Origin of the sequence: Planktothrix mougeotii LEGE 06226 (genome assembly GCF_015207485.1) — a bacterium.
In the GTDB taxonomy this organism is placed as follows: domain Bacteria; phylum Cyanobacteriota; class Cyanobacteriia; order Cyanobacteriales; family Microcoleaceae; genus Planktothrix.
In genome coordinates, this window is the sequence record NZ_JADEWU010000009.1 from 1 (window position 1) to 20964 (window position 20964).

Consider the following 20964-nt stretch of genomic DNA (forward strand, 5'->3'; position numbering starts at 1 on the left):
TCACAGATAACGGTTAGAAACCCGGTTTCTTAGACTCCACCAACAGAAACCCTCAGAAACCGGGTTTCTCCATAAAACTTGATGGAGACTCACAGATAACGTTTAGAAACCCGGTTTCTTAGACTCCACCAACAGAAACTTTCAGAAACCGGGTTTCTCCATAAAACTTGATGGAGACTCACAGATAACGGTTAGAAACCCGGTTTCTATAATCTGCGTCTATAGATTAGAATACACTCCCACTTTTATTTTCTACCTCTAACCTGTGAATTCTCACACGCACTCACTATGTTAAAACGCTTTTCAATGAGCCGATTTTTCCGTCATCGTTGGTTGTATCCTTTAATTTCAATAACCGTTACTCTGAGTATTTTATTAAGTTCAACGGTTGCCACTTTAGCAATTCCTTTACCAGAGTTAATCTTTAGGGGAGTTCAAATTATCCAATTATCGAATTTATCAGCCCGTCAAGAAGTGGCAATTGGAGAACAAATTAATGAAGAATTACTCACCAAACAAGTTAAATTATTTCGCAACCCCGAAGCTCAAAACTATATTAATCAAATTGGTCAACGTTTAGCCCAAGCCAGCGATCGCCCCAATCTTCCCTATAGGTTTCAAGTGATTGATGATCCTAATGTTAATGCCTTTGCCACTATGGGAGGGTTTGTTTATATTCATACCGGGTTAATTGCCGCCGCCGATAATGAAGCGGAATTAGCTAGTGTAATGGCTCATGAAATCGGACATATTGCGGGTCGTCATGCGATTAAACAAATGCGTCAATCTGCTGTTGCTGCGGGAGTGGCGACCGTCGCCGGAGTAGATCGAAATAAAATAGTTCAAATTGGGGTAGAACTCGCCTTAAACCGTCCCAAAAGTCGTGAAGCTGAATATGAAGCCGATCGCATGGGTTTAGGAACATTAATTCGTGCAGGTTATGCTCCACGAGGGGCGGTAGATTTTATGGCTAAACTGTTAAAAAGTGGGTCTCCCCCAACGATTATCAGCACTCACCCCGCTACCCGCGATCGCATTTCTGCCATGCAACAACTGTTAGATCCAAGTATTATTAATTCCGGGGATGGATTAGATAGTAATTCCTATCGTGCCACGATTGAACGGATTTTATCTTAACTTCATCCAATTAATCGAACCCCTAGTGCCTTGAATGTAAAGTTCAGGGCACTTTTGATCAGCAGGAATAGACAAAATTCAATTAATATGGTATGGTAACTTTTTAAGTAGAGTCAGTCAGCCTAATCCACTCTTTTTTAATGGAGTTGGAACGGGGGAACCATTTTTAGGGGCTTATCTTCGATTGTTTACTATTGTCGAGAAGGACATCTCTCAGTCCTAGCCCGTCAGCTAACCCCGTCGGCTGTGAGAGAAGACTGTTGAACGGCAGAAGTTTTATAATTGCCCTCACCAGAATTCCAAAAAACAAGACTCTGTTATTCAATAACATTAACCCATCAGGGTGTTGAATTGTGGGGTAAGACACACTTTCCAAGGTGTACGAAAGTCATGCAGATGGCTGAGTGTTGGGGTTTACCGATTTTGGGTAATCCCAGCATAAATCGGTTATCCACAAATTTAACGAGTGCGGGGGTTAATTATTAATTCCTGTTAACTTTCTTTTTGTCCTATTTGAGGCTGACTATGCACCCTGCAATTTTAGTTCTTTTGCAAGTCTTAATAGTGATTGGATTATCCCGATTAATGGGGTTAGTCTGTCGTGGAATTAAACAACCTTTAGTGATTGGAGAAATTATTGCTGGAATTATGCTAGGCCCATCTTTATTAGGGTTAATTGCCCCTAATGTGATGACCGCTTTATTCCCCCCTGAAACTCTGTCCTATTTGAATGTTTTATCCGAAATTGGACTGATTTTCTTCATGTTTTTAATAGGGTTGGAACTGAACCCTAAATATTTGAGTGGACAACTAGAAAAGGCGATTTTAATTTCTCACGTTAGTATTGTAGTTCCCTTTGCATTAGGGATTTCTTCAGCCTTAATTCTTTATCCAATTGTTTCTAATGATAGTGTTTCATTTACAGCCTTTGCTTTATTTTTAGGTTCAGCATTATCGATTACTGCTTTTCCTGTTTTAGCCAGAATTATTACAGAAAATAATTTACAAGGAACCCGTTTAGGAACCTTAGCGTTAACTTGTGCTGCCGTTGATGATGTTACCGCCTGGTGTTTATTAGCCTTAGCGATCGCGGTGACAAGAACAAACAGTATATCAGGGGCATTTCCCACCATTATTGAATCAATTCTCTATATTATTTTAATGGTAACCGCAGGACGGTGGTTATTACAAAAACTCTCCGTCCATTATCAACGCACAGGGCGACTCACCCAATGGGTTTTAGCTTGGATTTATATGGGGGTAGTCGCTTCTGCCTTAATTACAGAACTCATCGGAATTCACTTAATTTTTGGAGCTTTTTTAGTCGGTGCGGTGATGCCAAAAAATCCAGGTTTAGTCCGAGAGATAGCTGAAAAAACAGAAGATTTTGTTTTAATTTTTCTATTGCCAATTTTCTTTGCTTACAGTGGATTACGCACAGAAATTGGCTTACTGAATCGTCCTGAATTGTGGTTATTATGCGGGTTAGTGATTGCGGTTGCAATTATTGGCAAATATGTCGGAACTTATGTCGCTGCGCGAGTGAGTGGGATTGAAAAACGAGAAGCCTCCGCCTTAGGTTGGTTAATGAATACAAGGGGATTAACCGAACTCATTGTTCTGAATATTGGCTTAAGTTTAGGGGTAATTTCACCGTTACTTTTTACCCTGTTAGTAATAATGGCATTAGTCACAACTTTTATGACTTCGCCCTTATTAGAAATGACCTATCCCAAAGAGTTAATTAAACTCGATGTGATTGAACCGGAACTTCAACCGATTAGTCCTCAACCTATCAATCCATCCTATCGAGTTTTAGTTCCCGTTGCCAATCCCAACACTCAAAAAGGATTATTAAAATTAGCCTTAGCCATTGCGGGAAAACCGCCTGCGGTAGTTCATCCTTTAAGTTTAGTAGAGCTAGAAGAAGATTATTTATTTCAAAGCACCCCTGATGAAGCCAATCGTTTAATTTCTGAACAACAAAAACGCTTAGAAGAATTAATTGAAAGTTTAGATCCGCCGGAACTCAGACAAGGCGTTTATCCGATTATTCGCATTGCCCATGATGTAGCGAAAGAAACTGGAGAAATTGCCCTAGCCGATCAAGCTAATTTAATATTAGTGGGTTGGCATCGTCCCGCCTTCAGTGATAATCGTTTAGGTGGAAGAGTGGGTAAAATTTTAAATAACTCTCCCACAGATGTCGCCGTATTTGTCAATAAAGAACAGCAACAAATTCAGTCTTTATTAGTGGCTTATGCTTCTAATATTCACGATGATTTAGGGTTAACTTTAGCCTTAAGAATGATGTTCAATGACCCCAATTGTCGCTTAAAAATTCTAGTCACACCCAATGAACCTGAAGAAGAATTAAGCTATGAATTACGGAATATGATTGATGTATTACCCCCCTGGATTCAATCCCGTTTACAACTGATTCGACTGCAAGAAACTAATCCCATTCAAGCGGTGATTGAAGCTTCAAAAACCGTAGATTTAACCATTGCAGGCACCAGCCGCACCTGGGGAATTGAACGACAAACTTTAGGACGGTATACCGATCAATTAGCTCAAGACTGTTATTCATCTTTATTAATTACTCGGAGTTATTCTCAAGTCACGTCTCACATCGAATCATTATTACAGCAACCCATTAATACCTAACCTTGTCATCTAATTATCATCAAACTATGCGCCATAATTCTAACTGGACATCCTTCGTCTTTTATGCGGCTACAATCGCCTCAGTGCTGATGCTTTTTAAAGGAGTGACAGCCTATGGAGAAAGCCAATTACAAGCACCTGTAACGATTGGGGGTGATTATTCTATAAAGCTTGACACTCCTCCCAACTGTTTAAAAGATAAAGATTTAATTCTAAAAATTGAACAGTCAGGGATTTATATTTTTGCCCATTTATCCGTAGAAAAATCTGAATATAACCGGGATAAAATTGCATTAAATGGCAAGTTCAATGATCAAGAAATGAGCTTATCAGGACTTTCAAATCCGTTATTATTCTGTTCATCAGAACTATCCCAAAATCCCAATTCATTAACACTCACAGGAGAATTTCACGAAAAAATATTGAAGGGTAAAATACAAGATAAAACCTTATCAAAACCGTTCAATTTTACCGCCAAACTAAACTCAATTTCTCCATCAGACAAACAGACTCATTAATCAGTAAAAATGATTGTTTTTAGAGTGCGATATCTTGAAAACAATTCATTAATATTGATATCTCTATTTATTTAACCCCCTATTGCGAATAAAAACAATGGATTCTTTAATTGCTGGAATTACGTTTGTGGGAGTTATTATTTTAATCATGGGGGAATGGTTACACCTGACCATTGCTGCATTTTTAGGTGCGCTTCTCCTGATTTTTCTCCATGTTATGACTTTAACTGAAGCTGTGACTTATATTAGTCGCAGCTATGCAACTTTAGCCTTATTTTTTGGGGTAATGATTTTAGTTCGTTCCTTTGAACCTACTAAAATTTTTGATTATTTAGCGGTTAAAATGATTTGGTTGGCGAAGGGAGAAGGGAAACGATTACTATTAGGAATAGTAGCATTAACTACTCCCATTTGTGCCGTATTACCCAACGCCACAACGGTAATGTTATTAGCGCCTTTAATTCCTCCCATTGCTCAAGATTTAGGGATTGATTTTGTCCCGTTATTAATTTTAATGGTTTTCATTGCTAATAGTGCCGGATTATTAACCTTAGTCGGAGATCCAGCCACGTTTATTGTCGGAGATTCAATTAATATTAGCTTTGTGGATTATCTACAACGCTTAAGTATTGGGGGAATATTAGCCGTTGTCAGCGTGGTGATTTTATTGCCAATTTTATTTCGTAAAACGTGGAATACTAAATTTGAACATTTAGAAGATTTACCCCATCCTCAAATTAATCATCCTCGAACCTTAGCGATGGGGGGATTTATTATCGTGTTTGTGTTAACATTTTTTGTAATTGGAGAAACCCTACCTGTTCCCATTTCTCCGGCGGCGGTGGCGTTATTAGGGGCCGCTTTAGCCTTAATGTTAGCCCATCATAGTAAAATTGATACGGTTAATAATATTTTACGGGATTTAGACTGGAGTACCTTAATTTTCTTCATGTCAATTTTTGTCTTAATTGGAGGATTAGAAAAAACAGGAGTGATTAACAGTTTATCAGGGCTTTTGGCAGTTATTTTAGGAAAAAATATTGCTTTAGGTTCAATTTTACTGTTATTAACCGTAGGGATTATTTCGAGTGTGATACCGAATATTCCTTTAGTGGTAGCGATGGTTCCCCTGTTAAAACAATATTTAGTGAATGTGGGATTTGTGGGTGCAGAAGTGCTTGACCCTGCTTTTAACGGACAGTTCCCCCCGGAAGTATTACCGCTATTTTATGCAATGATGTTTGGAGCAACTTTAGGCGGAAATGGCACATTAGTAGGGGCTTCTTCTAATATTGTTGCGGCTGGAATTTCTGAACAACATGGACGAACTATTTCGTTTAAAACCTTTCTTCGGTATGGGATTCCGGTAACGGTTGTCCAATTGCTAATAGCGATTTTATATGTTACGGTTGTGTTTCTAATTAAAAGTTAATTCATGATTTCTGTAGGAATAGGAGGAGGAATTTCTACTGTTTTCCACTCTAAAACCGCATAAACTTCGACAGGTTGTTTACGACCTTTAACTTTGACTTCCCCTAAACTTTTCAAGATAATATCTTGATGAGTTTCTAGGGCGGCAGCCGTTGATTCATTAATTAAAATATTATATTCAGGATATTCTTTAGTTAAGGTTTCCAAACGTGCTGCCACATTCACCGCATCGCCAATCACCGTATATAATAACCGTTCTAAAGAGCCAATTTGTCCCGCAACCACCTCGCCACTACTAATCCCAATTCCCGCCTGAATGGGAACTTCCCCCCGTTGAATGCGCCGTTGATTCAATTCTCCCAAACGTTCACGCATAGTTAATGCCGCCGCCACTGACCGCCATTCCGTTTCGGCTGGGGATAAGGGGGCTCCAAAAATTACCACAATCGCATCCCCAATAAAATTATTAACATATCCTCCCCATGGACGAATGGCATCAGTCATTTCTGTTAAATATTCATTGAGAAATGCCACCACTTCTTGGGGTTTCATTTCTTCTGATAGGGTAGAAAAATTACGAATATCACTAAATAAAACGGATACCCAACACAATTCTCCTCCTAATTCTAATTGACCTTGTAATAATTTTTCTCGCACTTCTGGCGAAACTACACGGCCGAAAATATCTCGTTCTCGTTCTCGTTCTCGCAGTCCCACAATCATCTTATTAATCGCCTGAGCTAACACTTCTAATTCTTGACAGGTTTGAATTTCCAGTTTTGCCACTTCTAAATCCCCATTTTCAACGCGATGGGTTATTTTCTGAATCTGTTTAATGGGTTTAACAAAAAATCGATCACTCACAACAATTCCTAACGCCGTTGTTCCAATAATTAATATGGTGATAAACACCAGTAAAATTTTATTATTTCTTTTAATTTGCTCCATATATTTATCTTCAGGAATAACTGTTCCCACCAACCAATCTAATTTATTCATGGGAGTCAATGATATATAATAAAATTTGTGGGTTTGGGGATCTTCGTAGCCCCACTGTTGAGGATATCTAACCCTTTTTAAGTCAATTCCCCGTTTTTCTAGGATTTCAACAGCAAGCTGAAAAGCAGGATTTTTAGAGTATTTTAATAGCTTGAGTTGAGGTTGATCCTGACCTTTAATTTGAATGGGATTATGTTCATTGGGATCAGTAGAAGCAATCATTTCTCCTTTAGAGTTAATCACAAAAACATCAATATTTCGTCGTCCTTTTTGTTGTTCCTTTAAACGTTGAGAAATTTGTTTCAGTTCAAAACCGACACCAATAATTCCTAACAATTCATCTTCTTGATAAAGGGTGATATTAGAATCAATCCCTGGTGTATTGGTGGAACGATAAACATAAACTGTCCAAGCGGCTTTACCCGGTGTTTTTAGAGCATCTTGATACCAAGGACGATGAGGAGCATACCAATTCGGTTCTTCAATTTGAGTTGTTCCTATAAATTGGAGAGCGTTTTCTACTAATTGATAAATATCTGTGGTTTTTACTGCTAATTTTTCATCGGGATACCATTGACGAAAATGAAGTTTTAATAATTCTTGGGGATCAAGTTTAGAACGATCATTTCCTACAGATAAACGTTGTGCACCAACATAATCACCATTAGGGTAGGCAAACTGAACAAAACTAAAATTGGGATTAGATTGCAAAACACTGAGAAAAAATTTATCCCGTTGTTGCGGATCATTAATATCAATTAAATTTCGAGTAATGGTACTCCCAATTAAATCTTGTGTATAGGATACATCTTGAAATAAATCGGCAAATTCTTTAGATGTTGATAGGGCAATTTCTTCATTAATTTGAGTTACAATCTGATCAATATTTTTTTTAGAAGTAAAGTACCAAGAAAAATAAACAATTGCGGTAGTAAAACTGATCATTAACAGAATAAAACCGGTAAGCAGAGTTGTTAAACTGATGCTGGTTTCGATTCCCTGATTTTTGTGAATTCCTTTCATGGTGATCTGGCGATAAGATAAGGTGGATTAAAACAATTCTATTCCTAGTATGTTGACTAGACTGGGAGGATGGATCAAGTTACGGTGTTCTAACGGAAGAGTTTGAATATAGATGCAGGAGTTGATGGGGCTCTGTAAAATATAGTACCTAATTCATGAATGTCTGTTACCTTAAAATAAGTTTAATGAATCGATACTGATCAAGTAAGGTAGCCTTAGAAGTTAAGATATAGTTTAGAGGCATCAGATTCAACCTAGGGAAATTTCTTCATAGGTATCCTTCTATACTAACAATGAGATGTTTCAGGGGTGCTATATCGATACCAGGAGGGTGATTGTCATTGAAAGCTCGATTCCATAAAATATTTAAGGGGAAAATTCTTAATGTTTTCTTCATCATAGTGGTAGGAATTGGGATTTTGTTTCCATCCCTAACTTCATTCTCTCAAACTCATCAAGCTCCAGCCACAATCCGGGAAACAACAACGTTAGTAACCGTCCCCTCTTCATCCCCCAATAATCCGGATGCAAAACCCCCTGAATCAACTCCAGAACTCAGTTTAGGAAGCTACGGAACTGCGGTTAAACAATTGCAAAAGCAACTCAAGCAAAACGGTTATTTTACAGGGCCAATTGATGGAATTTACGATCAAAAAACTGAATTAGCCGTCTATAATTTCCAAATTAGTATGGGATTATTGGCGGATGGGGTTGTAGGTCAAGACACCTTAAAATCTCTCAATAATTCTTCTTTATTGACGGCATGGACTCCTGTATCAACGCCTCTAAATTCTGCCTCTAATCTTCCTCCCGATATTCAAGGAATTTTGGATCGAGGGATACTGATTGTTGCGGTTTTAGGAACGGATAACCCGCCCTTTTTTAGCGAGAATTCCCAAGGTGAATTAACCGGATTAGATATTGATTTAGGTCAAGCTATTGCTACCGAATTAGGGGTTAAAGTTAAATTTGATCGGTCAGCAAAAGTTTTTAATGAGGTTGTAGATTTAGTATATCAGCACAAAGCCGATATTGGCATCTCGAAATTAAGTATTAGTATGGCAAGGGCTAAAAAAGTCCTGTTTTCTTCTCCTTATGTCAGTATGCGTCAAGGATTATTGGTGAATCGTTTAGAATTAGCGAAGAAAGCTCAAAATAAACGCCCTGAAGAGGTTATTCAAAATTTAGATGGAAAATTGGGCGTGATTCAGGGCACTCAATATGCGTTATTTTTTGCTAAAACTCGATTTCCCCAGGCTCAAGTGGTTGAATTTGAAACTTGGGAGGACGTTGTAGAAGCGGTGAAAACAGGAGAAGTCCTAGCGGCTTATCGAGATGAATTAGAAGTGAAAAAAATCGTACTTGCTCAACCTGATTCCGCTTTAGATATTCAAACTGTCGCTCTCACGGATACTAAGGATGCACTGGCGATGGTTCTTCCTTGGGATTATAACCATTTCTTAGCGTTTGTGAATACTTATCTGGATCTGAATAACTTAAACTATACTGTTGAAGAGTTAATTAATAAATATCCAGATATTTTTAAGCAGGAATCCTAAATTCAAGGAATTAATAATGGGATACAGGAGAGTCTACCCATGAAGCCATTAAAAAAAAAGAGTTTGAGATCTCAGGTTATTCATATTTTAAAAAATCCTTGGCTCCTGCTAATTAGCATTATTTTTTCTATTGCTACAGGATTGTTAAAACCGTCCCTGGCTTTTCAACTTGAACCCATTGGTCAGATGTATTTAAGCTTGCTGAAAATGTGTGTTTTGCCGATTTTAATTTCAGCAATTACAATGAGTATTGGCCGACTTATGGCTTCTAATAATGCGACAAAATCCATCAAACGCATTATTATTATCTTTCCGGTGTTAATGGTATTCATTGCGGTAATTGCGATATTAGTTGCTGGAATCACAAAACCGGGAACGGGTTTAAGTACAACAACCCTACAAAACCTAGGAATATTAGTGAATAAATCAGGAATTGATTTAGAAGTCGCCTTAAATCAACCTTTACCTCCCTTAAAAAATCAGCCTGGATTAGGAAGTTTTGTGATCAGTATGATTCCCGATAATATTTTTGATGCTCTCAGTAAAGGAGATACATTAAAGGTTTTATTTTTTTCTATTATTTTTGGAATTTCTTTGGGAATGGTTCAAGATAGCACCCCAGCATCTCAGGCTTTTTTAGATGGTTTAGAAATTATTTATCGCACCTTTAATAAATGGATTAGTTGGTTAACCTTGCTGCTGCCATTTGGATTATATAGTTTGCTTTCGGCACAAATTGCTCACACTGGATTAAACGTTGTATTTGCTATGGTGAATTTTATTGCGGTGGCTGTTTTTACTTATTTATTAATTTATGCCGTGAGTACCATTTTGATTTGGGTGCGATCTCGATGTCCATTAAGTTATGTCTTTTCTATGGCTCAAGAACCCACAATTTTAGCCTTAGCAACTACAAATGCTTTAGCGTGTTTACCCTCAATGATTTCTACCCTGAGTCAGGGTTTAAAATTTTCTCTACAAACCACAAACTTAGTTGTTCCTTTGGGGGTCACGGTCGGTCGTTTTGGTCAAGTGGTTTATTTCACTTTGGCGAGTGTTTTTGTTGCCCAACTGTATCAAATTTCGATTGGTGTATCGGGGTTAGCTATTATCATTGTCGGTTCGATTTTTGCTGGAATGGCTAGTTCAGGGGCGACCGGAATTGTTACCTTAACGACCCTGAACGTTGTTCTTAGACCTTTAGGATTACCCTTAGAAGCCGCCTTAGTTTTATTTATTGCCATTGACCCGATTATGGACCCGTTTCGGACATTATGTACGGTACATACGGGAATGGCAGCGACGGCTTTAATTGCGGATCAAGATTCTAAGTTTTTCCCCTTAGAATCAGAATCTCAACAAGATTTAATTACCACTTAAACTGGGTTAAGGCTTCTGGTGCAAATTCCTCTGTTAAAATCTGTTCTTCTACCGGATAGGTATGACCCGAACAATTAATCACCACTCGTTCTTGAGGTTGGATGATTCCCCGTTGAGCCAGTTTGATTAACCCAGCAAACGCTACAGCCGTCGCAGGTTCCACAGAAATTCCTTCCGTTTGGGCTAATAGTCGAGTCACGGTATACGCTTCAGCATCCGTCGCCTGTTCCATCGCTCCCCCATATTTCTGCATTAAATCATAAAGCCAGCTATAGGCAAAACCCGGATTTCCGGTTGCTAAGGTGGCGATCGCCGTTTTTGGGTCTGTAACCGGAATGGCTTCCCGTTCACCTTTTTCAAAAGCTTGTATCATTGGGTTACAACCGGAGGATTGAATCATTCCCAAGCGGGGCACTTGATCGACCATTCCCACTGCCATCATTTCCTCAAACCCTTTAACGACTCCAATGGGCCCCATCGCTCCACTTACTCCCTGAATAAACCAGTCTGGGGCTTTTCCATGCAGTTGTTCGCCTAACTCCAGGGCCATTGTTTTCATGCTTTCCCCACTGGTAAAGCTTTTCAAGCCACTATCTAAAAAAATCCCCTGATTTTGGGCAAATTCCGCAGCTACTTGTTTAGTTTGATCATAGGTTCCAGGGACTTTGACCGTTTCTGCCCCATATAATCGAATTTCTCGGATTTTTTCATCGGGGGTTAAACCTGACAGAAAGGCCCAAAGTTTAATTCCCGCCCTAGCTGCATAAGCTGAATAGGAAATAGCCACATTTCCGGTTGAAGCTAAAACCATTTCTTTAATTCCCTGTTCCTTCATCACGGAAATTGTCACGGAAGCTTGTCGATCTTTAAAGGAACCTGTGGGGTTTTGACGTTCATCTTTAATATAAAGATAATCTAAACCGATTAACTTTCCGAAGCGTTGGGCATGAATTAAGGGTGTCCAACCTTCCCCCATTGTGACAATATGATTGAAATCAAATAAAGGTAAAAGTTCGTGATAGCGCCACAAACTGGGGTAACGAGTGGAAAGTTGGTCTTTCCAATGACAATGAACTAACTCTTCGAGATTATACTCGGCTTGAAGAATGGTTCCACCACATTGAGGACAGACAATGGATGCTTTCTGATAAGCGGTAATCTGAGAACAAGAATTGCATTTTAAATGAATCTTTTTTGTTTTTAAATTCATTTTTTATTCCTATTGCACATTGAATTTAACTCGGTTCACAATTAAGTTTCGGCTGACAACAAGATTTAACAGGAAACTGTTGACCCTGATACAGAATATTTTCTACTTTCAATTGTTACACTAGGATTTGAAGACTGTAAACAATTGTAAAAATGCTCAAAGTTCTGCAATCACCACCGACAAAAACCCCCTGTACTTTTAGAGCCAGGGGGTGAAATTGGATCAAAGATTAATTCAAGGGTGTAGAGTTAAAGCTCGGACGATGGCTTAACTTAGTTAAGATTCGGTTGAGCTTCCAGAACACTTTCAGGAACGCCTTCAAATTTCTTGAAGTTGTCCACAAACAACTGAGCTAATTGTTTGGCTTGTTTTTCATAAGCTTTGGGATTCTTCCAGGTTTGTACCGGATCTAAAATTTCAGAAGGAATTCCTGGGATATTTTCGGGTACTAACACTTTGAAAATCGGATGGGGATAGAACTTGGCGTTGTCTAAGGTTCCATTCACTGCCGCTGACACCATAGCACGAGTATAGGAGATCGGAACTCGTTGTCCGACTCCGTAGGCGCCACCTGACCATCCGGTATTGACTAAATAGACGTTGGTTTCGGGGTGTTCTTCTAATCGTTTTCCTAATAATTTGGCATAGACTGACGCAGCCAAGGGTAAGAAACATTTACCAAATCCGGCGGAAAAGGTGGCTTCTGGGTCTTTAATTCCCCGTTCTGTTCCGGCGACTTTGCTGGTATAACCGGACATGAAGTGATACATGGCCTGTTCTTTCGTCAGTTTGGCAATGGGAGGTAGCACACCAAAGGCATCTGCTGTGAGGAAAATAATCGTCTTGGGATGGCGACCAACCCCCGGAATCACGGCATTGGGAATATACTCAATGGGATAGGCAACGCGGGTATTTTCCGTTAAGCTGCCATCATCATAATCAGGAACACGGGTGTCATGGTCTAAAACCACGTTTTCCATTAAAGACCCAAACCGAATGGCGTCCCAAATTTGGGGTTCCTGTTCCCGACGCAGTTTAATGGTTTTGGCATAACAACCGCCTTCAAAGTTAAACACTCCATGATCTGACCAACCATGTTCATCATCTCCAATTAAATAGCGTTGGGGGTCAGCCGAGAGGGTGGTTTTTCCGGTTCCTGATAACCCAAAGAATAGGGCGGTGTGTCCGTCTGCATCCATATTGGCGGCACAGTGCATGGGTAGCACATCGGCTTTGGTCATGAAGTAGTTCATCAGGGAGAAGACGGATTTTTTGATTTCTCCAGCATATTTAGATCCGCCAATAATTACCATTTTTTTGGATAGATTCAGCACAATAAACGCTTCACTATTAATGCCATCATCTTCAGGATCGGCGTGTAACCCTGGAACAGCAATTACGGTAAAATCAGGGTGATGGGTTTTAAGTTGTTCGGCGGTGGGACGAATAAACAATTGTTGGGCAAATAAACTTTGAGAAGCCCGTTCTGTAATCACTCGTACCCCATATTGATAATGAGGATCAGCGCCGACATAACCATCAAAAATGTATAAATCCCGTCCTTGAACATAAGACCGCACCCGACGATACAGACGATCAAAATTGAATTCAGGGATAGGAACATTCATTTTGCTCCAGTGAATTTCATCCCGGCTTTCGGGTTCATCCACAATGAATTTATCATGGGGTGAACGTCCGGTATATTTTCCGGTTTTGACACACAAAGCCCCATTCGCTGCGAGAATGCCCTCAGCCCGGGCAATGGAATGTTCAACTAAGGTGGGAACGGGTAGGTTGCGATAAACATGACCTAGGTTTCTGAGTCCTAATTCTTCTAATCCATAATGGGGTAATTCTAATAAATGGGGTTGTTCAGAATATTTTGGGGCTATATTTTTGGTGGGAAAAGCGCCCTGCTGGTCGGCTAATCGGCTATTAATTAAAATAGAAGAAGATACATCTTGATAGGCATTAGGATTAACGGTTTTAGTGCTTTCCATCGTTTCTAGTCTCCGGTAGATAAGGGATCAATACGAAATTTTCTAGGATTGTGGAACAGGCATCCTGCCTGTTAATAAAAATGAATAAGGGTGAAAAATTGAAGAATCGCTGAACTTAAAAACTCGATTATGACTGAGTTAGTGATGTTCAAATCATGTGTATCATTTTAGTTTTCAGGTGGCTAGTTTAACGGTTGCTATTCCCGATTTGGGAGCGTTGACTTCTGAATATTCAGTTAGGACGAGTTTGATATTGGATCTTTAACTTAACCCTCGTTCACCGTTGCCTTGAGTTCGTGAAAAAAAAGAATTCAGTTCCATGAACTTTCGCTACTCATCATCATACACAGTTTTCCCTGGCAGAACATTAACTTTCTTTAAAAATTTCTTGTATTTTTTTGTCAATTGTTTAAGAAACAATGCAAGATGCAGGTTTTGCAATTAAATTTTCTATAACTATGCAAATGTCAGTATTTCCTGATACAAATTACAAACAAATTACCACTTAATCTTAATCCTACCCCAAAAAACTAAAATTTTTCAGGTAGTCCTGGGGGTTTATGTAAAAAATCGTGACAAAATAAGGTGCATCGTTATCTACATCTCAAGAATATGTACGAAAAGATTACTCCACCCACCACAGGCGAGAAAGTCACCTTCAAAAACGGCGAACCCATTGTTCCTGATAATCCGATTATTCCCTTCATTCGCGGAGATGGCACTGGAATTGACCTCTGGCCTGCCACAGAAAAAGTTTTGGATGCGGCTGTTGCTAAAGCCTACGGAGGTCAGCGCCAAATTAGCTGGTTTAAAGTCTACGCTGGGGACGAAGCCTGCGAACTCTACGGCACTTATCAATATTTACCGGAAGACACCACCACCGCCATCAGGGAATATGGAGTTGCCATTAAAGGGCCATTAACCACGCCCATCGGCGGCGGAATTCGGTCTTTGAATGTGGCCTTACGGCAAATTCATGATCTATATGCTTGTGTTCGTCCCTGTAAATATTACACCGGAACGCCTTCTCCTCATAAAACCCCTGAAAAATTAGACGTGATTATCTATCGGGAAAATACCGAGGATATTTATTTAGGAATTGAATGGCGTCAAGGAACGGAAATCGCCGAAAAATTAATTAATATTCTGAATACGGAGTTAATTCCGGCGACTCCTGAACATGGGAAAAAACAAATCCGTCTTGACTCTGGAATTGGGATTAAACCGATTAGTAAAACGGGTTCTCAACGGTTAGTTCGTCGTGCCATTTATCAAGCTTTGCGTCTGCCTAAAAATAAACAAATGGTGACGCTGGTGCATAAAGGCAATATTATGAAATACACCGAAGGGGCGTTCCGCGATTGGGGCTATGAATTAGCAACTACGGAGTTTCGTAATGAATGTGTCACCGAACGGGAATCTTGGATTTTAGGAAATAAAGAGAAAAATCCTGATCTTTCTATTGAAGATAATGCCAAGATGATTGATCCGGGTTACGATTCCCTAACCCCTGAGAAAAAAGCCGAAATTTGTCAAGAAGTGGAAGGGGTTCTCAATGCTATTTGGGAAACTCACGGTCAGGGTAAATGGAAGGAAAAAATTATGGTCAATGACCGCATTGCTGATAGTATTTTCCAACAAATTCAAACCCGTCCTGATGAATATTCTATCCTGGCTACCATGAATTTAAACGGGGATTATTTATCGGATGCGGCGGCGGCAATGGTCGGGGGTTTAGGTATGGGGCCAGGGGCAAATATTGGGGATGAATGTGCGATTTTTGAAGCAACTCATGGCACTGCTCCGAAACACGCAGGCTTAGACCGTGTTAACCCAGGTTCTTTGATTTTATCGGGGGTGATGATGTTAGAATATATGGGTTGGCAAGAAGCAGCAGACTTAATTAAAAAAGGGTTAAGTGGTGCGATCGCAAATCAAGAAGTCACCTATGATTTAGCCCGATTAATGGAGCCTCCCGTTGAACCGTTGAAATGTTCAGAATTTGCCGATGCAATTATTAAACATTTCGATGATTAATTCCGTAGTGAGTCCTTTAGGACTCTAATTAAGCCCTGAAGCGCTTACTACTTTGTAGTGAGTCCTTTAGGACTCTGATGAAGCCCTGAAGGGCTTACTACTTTGTAGTGAGTCCTTTAGGACTCTAATTAAGCCCTGAAGGGCTTACTACTTTGTAGTGAGTCCTTTAGGACTCTAATTAAGCCCTGAAGGGCTTACTACTTTGTAGTGAGTCCTTTAGGACTCTAATTAAGCCCTGAAGGGCTTACTACGAAATTTAACTGAATAATTCATTAATGCTAATACTAAAGCCTAATAAAATAATTTGTGTATTGACAATATCGCCAGCTTTAAACGCTAAGGTTTGATTTTCAGTAATAATTAAAACTCGTTTATTTTCAGGAAAAAATAACCAAATTAACGGGATTAAGTCTATTGTGAATAACCCAAATCTGGAAGTAAATCAGGTTGTTGGGAAGCATTTACAGCCAAGCGATCGCAACATTCATTTTCTTCATCTCCCGCATGACCTTTCACCCAGAGAAATTGAACTTGATGTTGTTGACAAATATTGAGTAATCTTTCCCACAAATCGGGATTTTTAGCAGATTCTTTGGGATTACGTTTCCAATTATTTTTTTGCCATTTCTTCGCCCATCCTTTGCACATTGCATCCACTAAATAGCGAGAATCCGTATATAAATTAACAGCACAAGGAAACTTTAAGGCTTCTAATCCAACAATAGCGGCCATTAATTCCATGCGATTATTGGTGGTGAGTTGATAACCCCCCGATAATTCCTTGCGATGGGGGCCATACATTAACACGATGCCATATCCTCCTGGCCCTGGATTGCCACTACAGGCTCCATCGGTATAAATTGTAACTTCTTTTAAAGGGTCGTTCATAATCTCATCGTTGAAACCTGACACCTGACATCCGTTGCGCTATCATAAACAACAGACGTTAAGTTTTGTTGCATACCCTTGACTGCCAGTATTAGAAGACTCGAACCCGTTACTCAACCAACTGCTTGGCATCGTCTCCGGTGTCGATGGCAGGGGGATGAAGCTATTGTTAAACAAGGACTACCCCACAGTCAACTGTCTCCCCCTTGGCAAATTTTGCTCTTAGGAGATGGTTCTCCGACTCGACATTTACAACTGTTAACCGGGGAACCCACAGAGGTTGATGTGATTGATATGTCAGCCATTGGCATCAGTACGGATAACGCCCCAGAACAGATTTTAGCCGTTCCTGGCCCCCGTGTGCGCCGTCAAGTGTGGTTAAGAACCGCATCAGGACAACGGTTAGCCTACGCAACGTCTTGGTGGGAAGCCAGTCATGTTGATGAATATTTACAAAATCGGTCGTTACCCATCTGGGCGAGTTTAGCACGATTACGGACGGAACTTTATCGGGATGTGCAGGGAATTTATTATGGCGATAGCAAAGCCTTAGAATTAGCCTTTGGCGAATCAGGGCCATTTTGGGGACGTCATTATTTATTTTGGCATCATGGCAAACCGTTAACTTTAATTTATGAAGTTTTTTCCCCTTATTTAACTCAATATTTAGGACAAACAGGAAACTGTTGACTGTTGACAGAAGAATAGATCTGTGGAACAGGCATCTTGCCTGTTAATTAAGTGGGGTGTCAAAAGTTAATAATTTTCTCCTCTGGATTTGATCTCCATTCCCGTCTATTTCAGGTTAGAATAATCCCAATAAAACTCACAAAATTTTTCAAAAGGGAGAGGGCGACTAATAAAATAGCCTTGAATAAAATCACAACCTTGTTGCGCTAAAAAATCTCGTTCTAATTGGGTTTCGACTCCTTCAGCAATCACTTTAAAATTAAGTTGACGAGCAAGTCGGATAATCGCAGAAACGATAGCAGAATTTTTATTATTTCGAGTAATATCTTTAATAAAACAGCGATCAATTTTTAAAATATCAAACAAGAAATTTTGAATATAACTTAAAGAAGCATAACCTGTTCCAAAATCATCAATCGCAATTTCAATTCCTAATTCCTGTAACTGTTTAAATTTTTCTAAGGTTAAATTAATATTATGAACCAAGACACTTTCTGTTAATTCTAATTTTAATCGTTGAGGTTCTAAACCTGTTTGATCTAATATTGAGCGAACCTCTGGAACAAAATTATCATCATTCAGTTGAGTAGCTGAAATATTAATTGAAATTTCTAAAGAAGGAAGTCCAGAGTATTTCCAAGCAACAGCTTCAGTACAAGCGGTTTTTAATATCCATTTACCCAAAGGTATAATCAAGCCTGTATTTTCAGCAATGGGAATAAATTCTATGGGCGAAATATTTCCCTTTTGAGGAGATATCCACCGAATTAACGCTTCCGCACCCACAATTTCCCTGGTTTTTAAATCAACTTGAGGCTGATAGTAAAGACTAAATTCATTATTTTCTAAAGCTTTAGCTAATTCTAAATCTTGTTTGGTGAGTAAGATAATTCGACATTCTTCTAATTGCATGACTTTTCGTTCTAATATTTCTAAAATGCCATACAATTCTAAAGGGTCTAAGACCTGAACTAAATTACTCTCAGTGATAATTCCTTGTAATTCTCCTTGTTCACCCACGACAGCTAATCGTCTGATTTTATGTTTTTGTAAAATTTGCTGTGCTGTTGATAAAGTTTCTATGGATTTAACTGAAAATAAAGGAAAACTCATGACTGTCTCGGCGGTGAGATTTTGTAAATTCAGTTCTAAAGCTTGCAGTTGTAAAATATCTCGTTCTGTGACAATCCCGACCGGATATAAAAGTCCGTCTTGTTCGACAACAACAACAATACAACTAATATTATATTGAGCTAAAATTTGGGCAACTTCTCGAACTGGAGTAAAGGGATAAACCGTCATGACATGACGAGTCATGACTTCTGAAACTTGACGAAACCTTAAAAAATGGTGATGATTTAAAACTTGTCGCAAGCTTGTTAAGGTGACTAAACCTAAAACTTTTTTCTGTTGATTAAGAATGGGTAAGTGGCGAATTTGAAAGCGACGCATCATATTATAAGCCACAAAGACATCCGTAAATTCTTCATGATTTAAAGTAATCACAGGTTTTACCATCACTTCTTTAACCGTTGTTTGAGAAATATTTTCCCCTTTAACTGCTAATTTAACCGTATCTCGTTCTGTTAAAATTCCTACTAATTCTTCATTTTCCATCACCAATACACATCCAGCAGACTGAGAAGGAAAATTTGCATTTTCAACCAAATGAGGAGCTTCTGAGAGTAAGCATTGTTGTTTATTGCTTTGATTCATTGCCAGGAGTGCCTGCAACAAAGGTGTATCGGGGGTAACGATAGCGCAAGCAGGAATAATTGCATTTTGGAGATTAATCATTTCATCTAGCATTTGAAAACTCATGGAATTTGGTGGACTTTATGGCAAGGAAGTAAAATTCATTATTCATATTATGACTCTATTTTTTGCTTTTTAAAACTAATCTAACTTAATTAGGGTCAATGATATCACCCCAGACCTAATCGTTAAGGTATCTTTTTGAAAGAGGCTTGGGGATATTTAGCTAGGAAACCCTTCAATCAGTTAACATATATTGCGTAACTCTTAGCTAGAATAGAGGTCTAAAGCCCAACAATGGGTGTTGAATTACGATCTTCGCAGCTTACCGTAGGTATCGTTTTTTCCTCTAAAATAAAAATGGGTTATAATTGATCTATAGGATCTAAAATCTATCAAGTTTGTTTAAAATCTTAGTTAGGTTGGTTTGATGATCACAAAAACACCTGATGTTGTCCAATCCCAACTGTTGAAAGTCTTATCCCAATTATCCTTATCTAAGCAAGAGGAAGTGTTGAAATATGCACTTTTATTACATAAAAAACAACAATTTCAGGATTGGGATAGTATTTCTGATCAAGAAGCTGCGGATATAAAAGCTGAGTTTGCTGACCAAGATTTAGCTTATTCAGAAGGGATTTTAAGCGATTATTTGTATCAGCTTCACCAAGAGGATGTTAAGTGATGCGGGGAGATATTTATTTAGCTGATTTGAATCCAAGTCGCGGTTCAGAACAAGCAGGTATTCGACCCGTTATTGTTGTTCAAAGAAATACGCTTGACCGTTTTACTACAACTGTAGTTGTTGTTCCTTTAACCAGTAATGATAAACGGGCTAGAATACCAGGTACAGTTATTATTGCTGCTGGTGAAGCGGGTTTAACTCAAGAATCTGTTGCACTTTGTTATCAAATTGTCGTGATTGACAAGCAACGACTCATCCGAAAGTTAGGAACTCTTTCCTCCAGTTATTTATTGATGTTAAAAGAAGCATTAGAATATACATTACAACTTGATGAATATGAAGATGAGAAATAATCAAGTTTAGTTGAGAGTCAATCCTTAAAAAATAAACCTATTTTATGAGGCGTTCACGCCTCATAAAATAGTATTCACCCCTTATGGGTCTAATGAAGAGTTCACAACCCACAAGATGCTTGTCCAAGCAGGAAAAAAGTAGTTGACAGAATAATTCTGCCCACCTACTAAAATTTTAACTTTAAGCACTAGCTTACTCTGTTTGTTGCTGAACTGCTGGCATTAAATCATTCAATTCCTCAATTCTCAGCATTCGGATATCTCGCACAGATGCAGCAAACCAAGGGAGATTACGAGACAAGTCAATTGCAGCAAGAACACAAGTTACAGCATTTATACTCTCACCACCAAAGTAAACGCTACCTTGTTGCCACGTAAAACCATGCTTTTGCAAAATCTTTCTAATCTCCGGGTAAGCATTGTTGTAAGGGTCACCGTAGTTATTTCTGAGGGATTCTATATCCATATCAAATGTAATCGCGTACATTCTGTTTCCTTTCGATTTAGTTTCAGCTTGAAGTAATGCGGGTTGAAGTTTAGATTTAACGGCTGGATAAACTTTTGAAGACAGCATAATTTACTACTACCTGTGCTAATTATTTGTCTCCAGTATAGCGTTTGAGCCCCTGAAG

The 20964-nt window shown here is 39.0% G+C and carries 16 protein-coding genes and 1 riboswitch; of the genes, 10 read left to right on the plus strand and 6 right to left on the minus strand.

Translation table 11 applies throughout. From position 1 onward, the window contains the following. Positions 1-288 precede the first annotated feature (288 nt). From IQ236_RS06185 to IQ236_RS06200, 4 genes are all read left to right on the plus strand, one after another. Positions 289-1137 (plus strand): M48 family metallopeptidase, encoded by an 849-nt coding sequence (locus IQ236_RS06185; protein ID WP_193868452.1) that lies wholly within the window; start codon positions 289-291, stop codon positions 1135-1137. Between the two features lie 109 nt (positions 1138-1246). Then, a riboswitch (cyclic di-AMP (ydaO/yuaA leader) is annotated at positions 1247-1397 on the plus strand. A 265-nt stretch (positions 1398-1662) separates the two neighbouring features. After that, entirely contained in the window at positions 1663-3804 is a 2142-nt protein-coding gene (locus tag IQ236_RS06190) for a cation:proton antiporter (RefSeq protein ID WP_193868454.1), read from the plus strand. A gap of 2 nt (positions 3805-3806) precedes the next feature. Further along, the gene (locus IQ236_RS06195; protein ID WP_193868456.1) at positions 3807-4322 is read left to right on the plus strand and encodes a hypothetical protein; all 516 of its coding nucleotides are present in this window, start codon (positions 3807-3809) and stop codon (positions 4320-4322) included. Positions 4323-4419: 97 nt separating this feature from the next. Beyond that, positions 4420-5754 carry an ArsB/NhaD family transporter gene (locus IQ236_RS06200; RefSeq protein WP_193868457.1) on the plus strand — a complete coding sequence of 445 codons (1335 nt, stop codon included), beginning with the start codon at positions 4420-4422 and terminating at the stop codon, positions 5752-5754. Here the strand turns inward: IQ236_RS06200 and IQ236_RS06205 are convergent. Next, entirely contained in the window at positions 5751-7775 is a 2025-nt protein-coding gene (locus IQ236_RS06205; RefSeq protein WP_228041455.1) for an adenylate/guanylate cyclase domain-containing protein, read from the minus strand. The genes IQ236_RS06200 and IQ236_RS06205 overlap by 4 nt on opposite strands. 341 nt (positions 7776-8116) lie before the next feature. Between IQ236_RS06205 and IQ236_RS06210 the strand changes: the two genes are divergently transcribed. After that, positions 8117-9334 (plus strand): transporter substrate-binding domain-containing protein, encoded by a 1218-nt coding sequence (locus IQ236_RS06210; RefSeq protein ID WP_193868460.1) that lies wholly within the window; start codon positions 8117-8119, stop codon positions 9332-9334. A 39-nt stretch (positions 9335-9373) separates the two neighbouring features. Beyond that, complete coding sequence (locus IQ236_RS06215) at positions 9374-10714, plus strand: dicarboxylate/amino acid:cation symporter (protein ID WP_193868461.1); 1341 nt, start codon at positions 9374-9376, stop codon at positions 10712-10714. Here IQ236_RS06215 and IQ236_RS06220 read toward each other — a convergent pair. Both IQ236_RS06220 and pckA read right to left on the minus strand, forming a co-directional pair. Further along, a complete protein-coding gene (locus tag IQ236_RS06220) occupies positions 10704-11924 on the minus strand; it encodes a threonine synthase (protein WP_193868462.1) in 1221 nt (406 codons plus the stop codon). The two genes, IQ236_RS06215 and IQ236_RS06220, sit on opposite strands and share 11 nt — an antisense overlap. A gap of 272 nt (positions 11925-12196) precedes the next feature. Continuing rightward, positions 12197-13924 (minus strand): phosphoenolpyruvate carboxykinase (ATP), encoded by a 1728-nt coding sequence (gene pckA, locus IQ236_RS06225; RefSeq protein WP_193868463.1) that lies wholly within the window; start codon positions 13922-13924, stop codon positions 12197-12199. Positions 13925-14536: 612 nt separating this feature from the next. On the opposite strand from pckA, the gene IQ236_RS06230 reads away from it, so the two are divergent. Further along, entirely contained in the window at positions 14537-15961 is a 1425-nt protein-coding gene (locus IQ236_RS06230) for an NADP-dependent isocitrate dehydrogenase (protein ID WP_193868464.1), read from the plus strand. A 411-nt stretch (positions 15962-16372) separates the two neighbouring features. Here the strand turns inward: IQ236_RS06230 and rnhA are convergent, their stop codons facing one another. Further along, positions 16373-16849, minus strand: coding sequence for a ribonuclease HI (rnhA, locus tag IQ236_RS06235; protein WP_193868465.1), 477 nt, complete (start codon positions 16847-16849; stop codon positions 16373-16375). A gap of 90 nt (positions 16850-16939) precedes the next feature. Between rnhA and IQ236_RS06240 the strand changes: the two genes are divergently transcribed. Next, a complete protein-coding gene (locus tag IQ236_RS06240; protein WP_245824241.1) occupies positions 16940-17539 on the plus strand; it encodes a chorismate lyase in 600 nt (199 codons plus the stop codon). Between the two features lie 105 nt (positions 17540-17644). On the opposite strand, the gene IQ236_RS06245 is transcribed toward IQ236_RS06240, so the two are convergent. After that, entirely contained in the window at positions 17645-19348 is a 1704-nt protein-coding gene (locus IQ236_RS06245; protein ID WP_193868467.1) for an EAL domain-containing protein, read from the minus strand. Positions 19349-19724: 376 nt separating this feature from the next. Between IQ236_RS06245 and IQ236_RS06250 the strand changes: the two genes are divergently transcribed. Both IQ236_RS06250 and IQ236_RS06255 read left to right on the plus strand, forming a co-directional pair. Then, the gene (locus IQ236_RS06250) at positions 19725-19979 is read left to right on the plus strand and encodes a hypothetical protein (RefSeq protein ID WP_072719161.1); all 255 of its coding nucleotides are present in this window, start codon (positions 19725-19727) and stop codon (positions 19977-19979) included. Continuing rightward, complete coding sequence (locus IQ236_RS06255; RefSeq protein ID WP_193868468.1) at positions 19979-20332, plus strand: type II toxin-antitoxin system PemK/MazF family toxin; 354 nt, start codon at positions 19979-19981, stop codon at positions 20330-20332. Before IQ236_RS06250 ends, IQ236_RS06255 begins: the two co-directional genes overlap by 1 nt. 193 nt (positions 20333-20525) lie before the next feature. Here IQ236_RS06255 and IQ236_RS06260 read toward each other — a convergent pair whose 3' ends face one another. Continuing rightward, positions 20526-20906: a virulence protein gene (locus IQ236_RS06260; protein WP_228041456.1), complete on the minus strand. Its 381-nt coding sequence runs from the start codon at positions 20904-20906 to the stop codon at positions 20526-20528. Between the last annotated feature and the right edge of the window lie 58 nt (positions 20907-20964).

What these genes read in the sequence shown, in the direction of transcription:
- IQ236_RS06255 (WP_193868468.1), top strand. Translation starts at nt 19,979, where the DNA reads ATGCGGGGAGATATTTATTTAGCTGATTTGAATCCAAGTCGCGGTTCA.
- rnhA (WP_193868465.1), bottom strand. Translation starts at nt 16,849, where the DNA reads ATGAACGACCCTTTAAAAGAAGTTACAATTTATACCGATGGAGCCTGT.
- IQ236_RS06215 (WP_193868461.1), top strand. Translation starts at nt 9,374, where the DNA reads ATGAAGCCATTAAAAAAAAAGAGTTTGAGATCTCAGGTTATTCATATT.
- IQ236_RS06200 (WP_193868457.1), top strand. Translation starts at nt 4,420, where the DNA reads ATGGATTCTTTAATTGCTGGAATTACGTTTGTGGGAGTTATTATTTTA.
- IQ236_RS06250 (WP_072719161.1), top strand. Translation starts at nt 19,725, where the DNA reads ATGATCACAAAAACACCTGATGTTGTCCAATCCCAACTGTTGAAAGTC.
- pckA (WP_193868463.1), bottom strand. Translation starts at nt 13,924, where the DNA reads ATGGAAAGCACTAAAACCGTTAATCCTAATGCCTATCAAGATGTATCT.
- IQ236_RS06205 (WP_228041455.1), bottom strand. Translation starts at nt 7,775, where the DNA reads ATGAAAGGAATTCACAAAAATCAGGGAATCGAAACCAGCATCAGTTTA.
- IQ236_RS06220 (WP_193868462.1), bottom strand. Translation starts at nt 11,924, where the DNA reads ATGAATTTAAAAACAAAAAAGATTCATTTAAAATGCAATTCTTGTTCT.
- IQ236_RS06185 (WP_193868452.1), top strand. Translation starts at nt 289, where the DNA reads ATGTTAAAACGCTTTTCAATGAGCCGATTTTTCCGTCATCGTTGGTTG.
- IQ236_RS06245 (WP_193868467.1), bottom strand. Translation starts at nt 19,348, where the DNA reads ATGCTAGATGAAATGATTAATCTCCAAAATGCAATTATTCCTGCTTGC.
- IQ236_RS06230 (WP_193868464.1), top strand. Translation starts at nt 14,537, where the DNA reads ATGTACGAAAAGATTACTCCACCCACCACAGGCGAGAAAGTCACCTTC.
- IQ236_RS06190 (WP_193868454.1), top strand. Translation starts at nt 1,663, where the DNA reads ATGCACCCTGCAATTTTAGTTCTTTTGCAAGTCTTAATAGTGATTGGA.
- IQ236_RS06260 (WP_228041456.1), bottom strand. Translation starts at nt 20,906, where the DNA reads ATGCTGTCTTCAAAAGTTTATCCAGCCGTTAAATCTAAACTTCAACCC.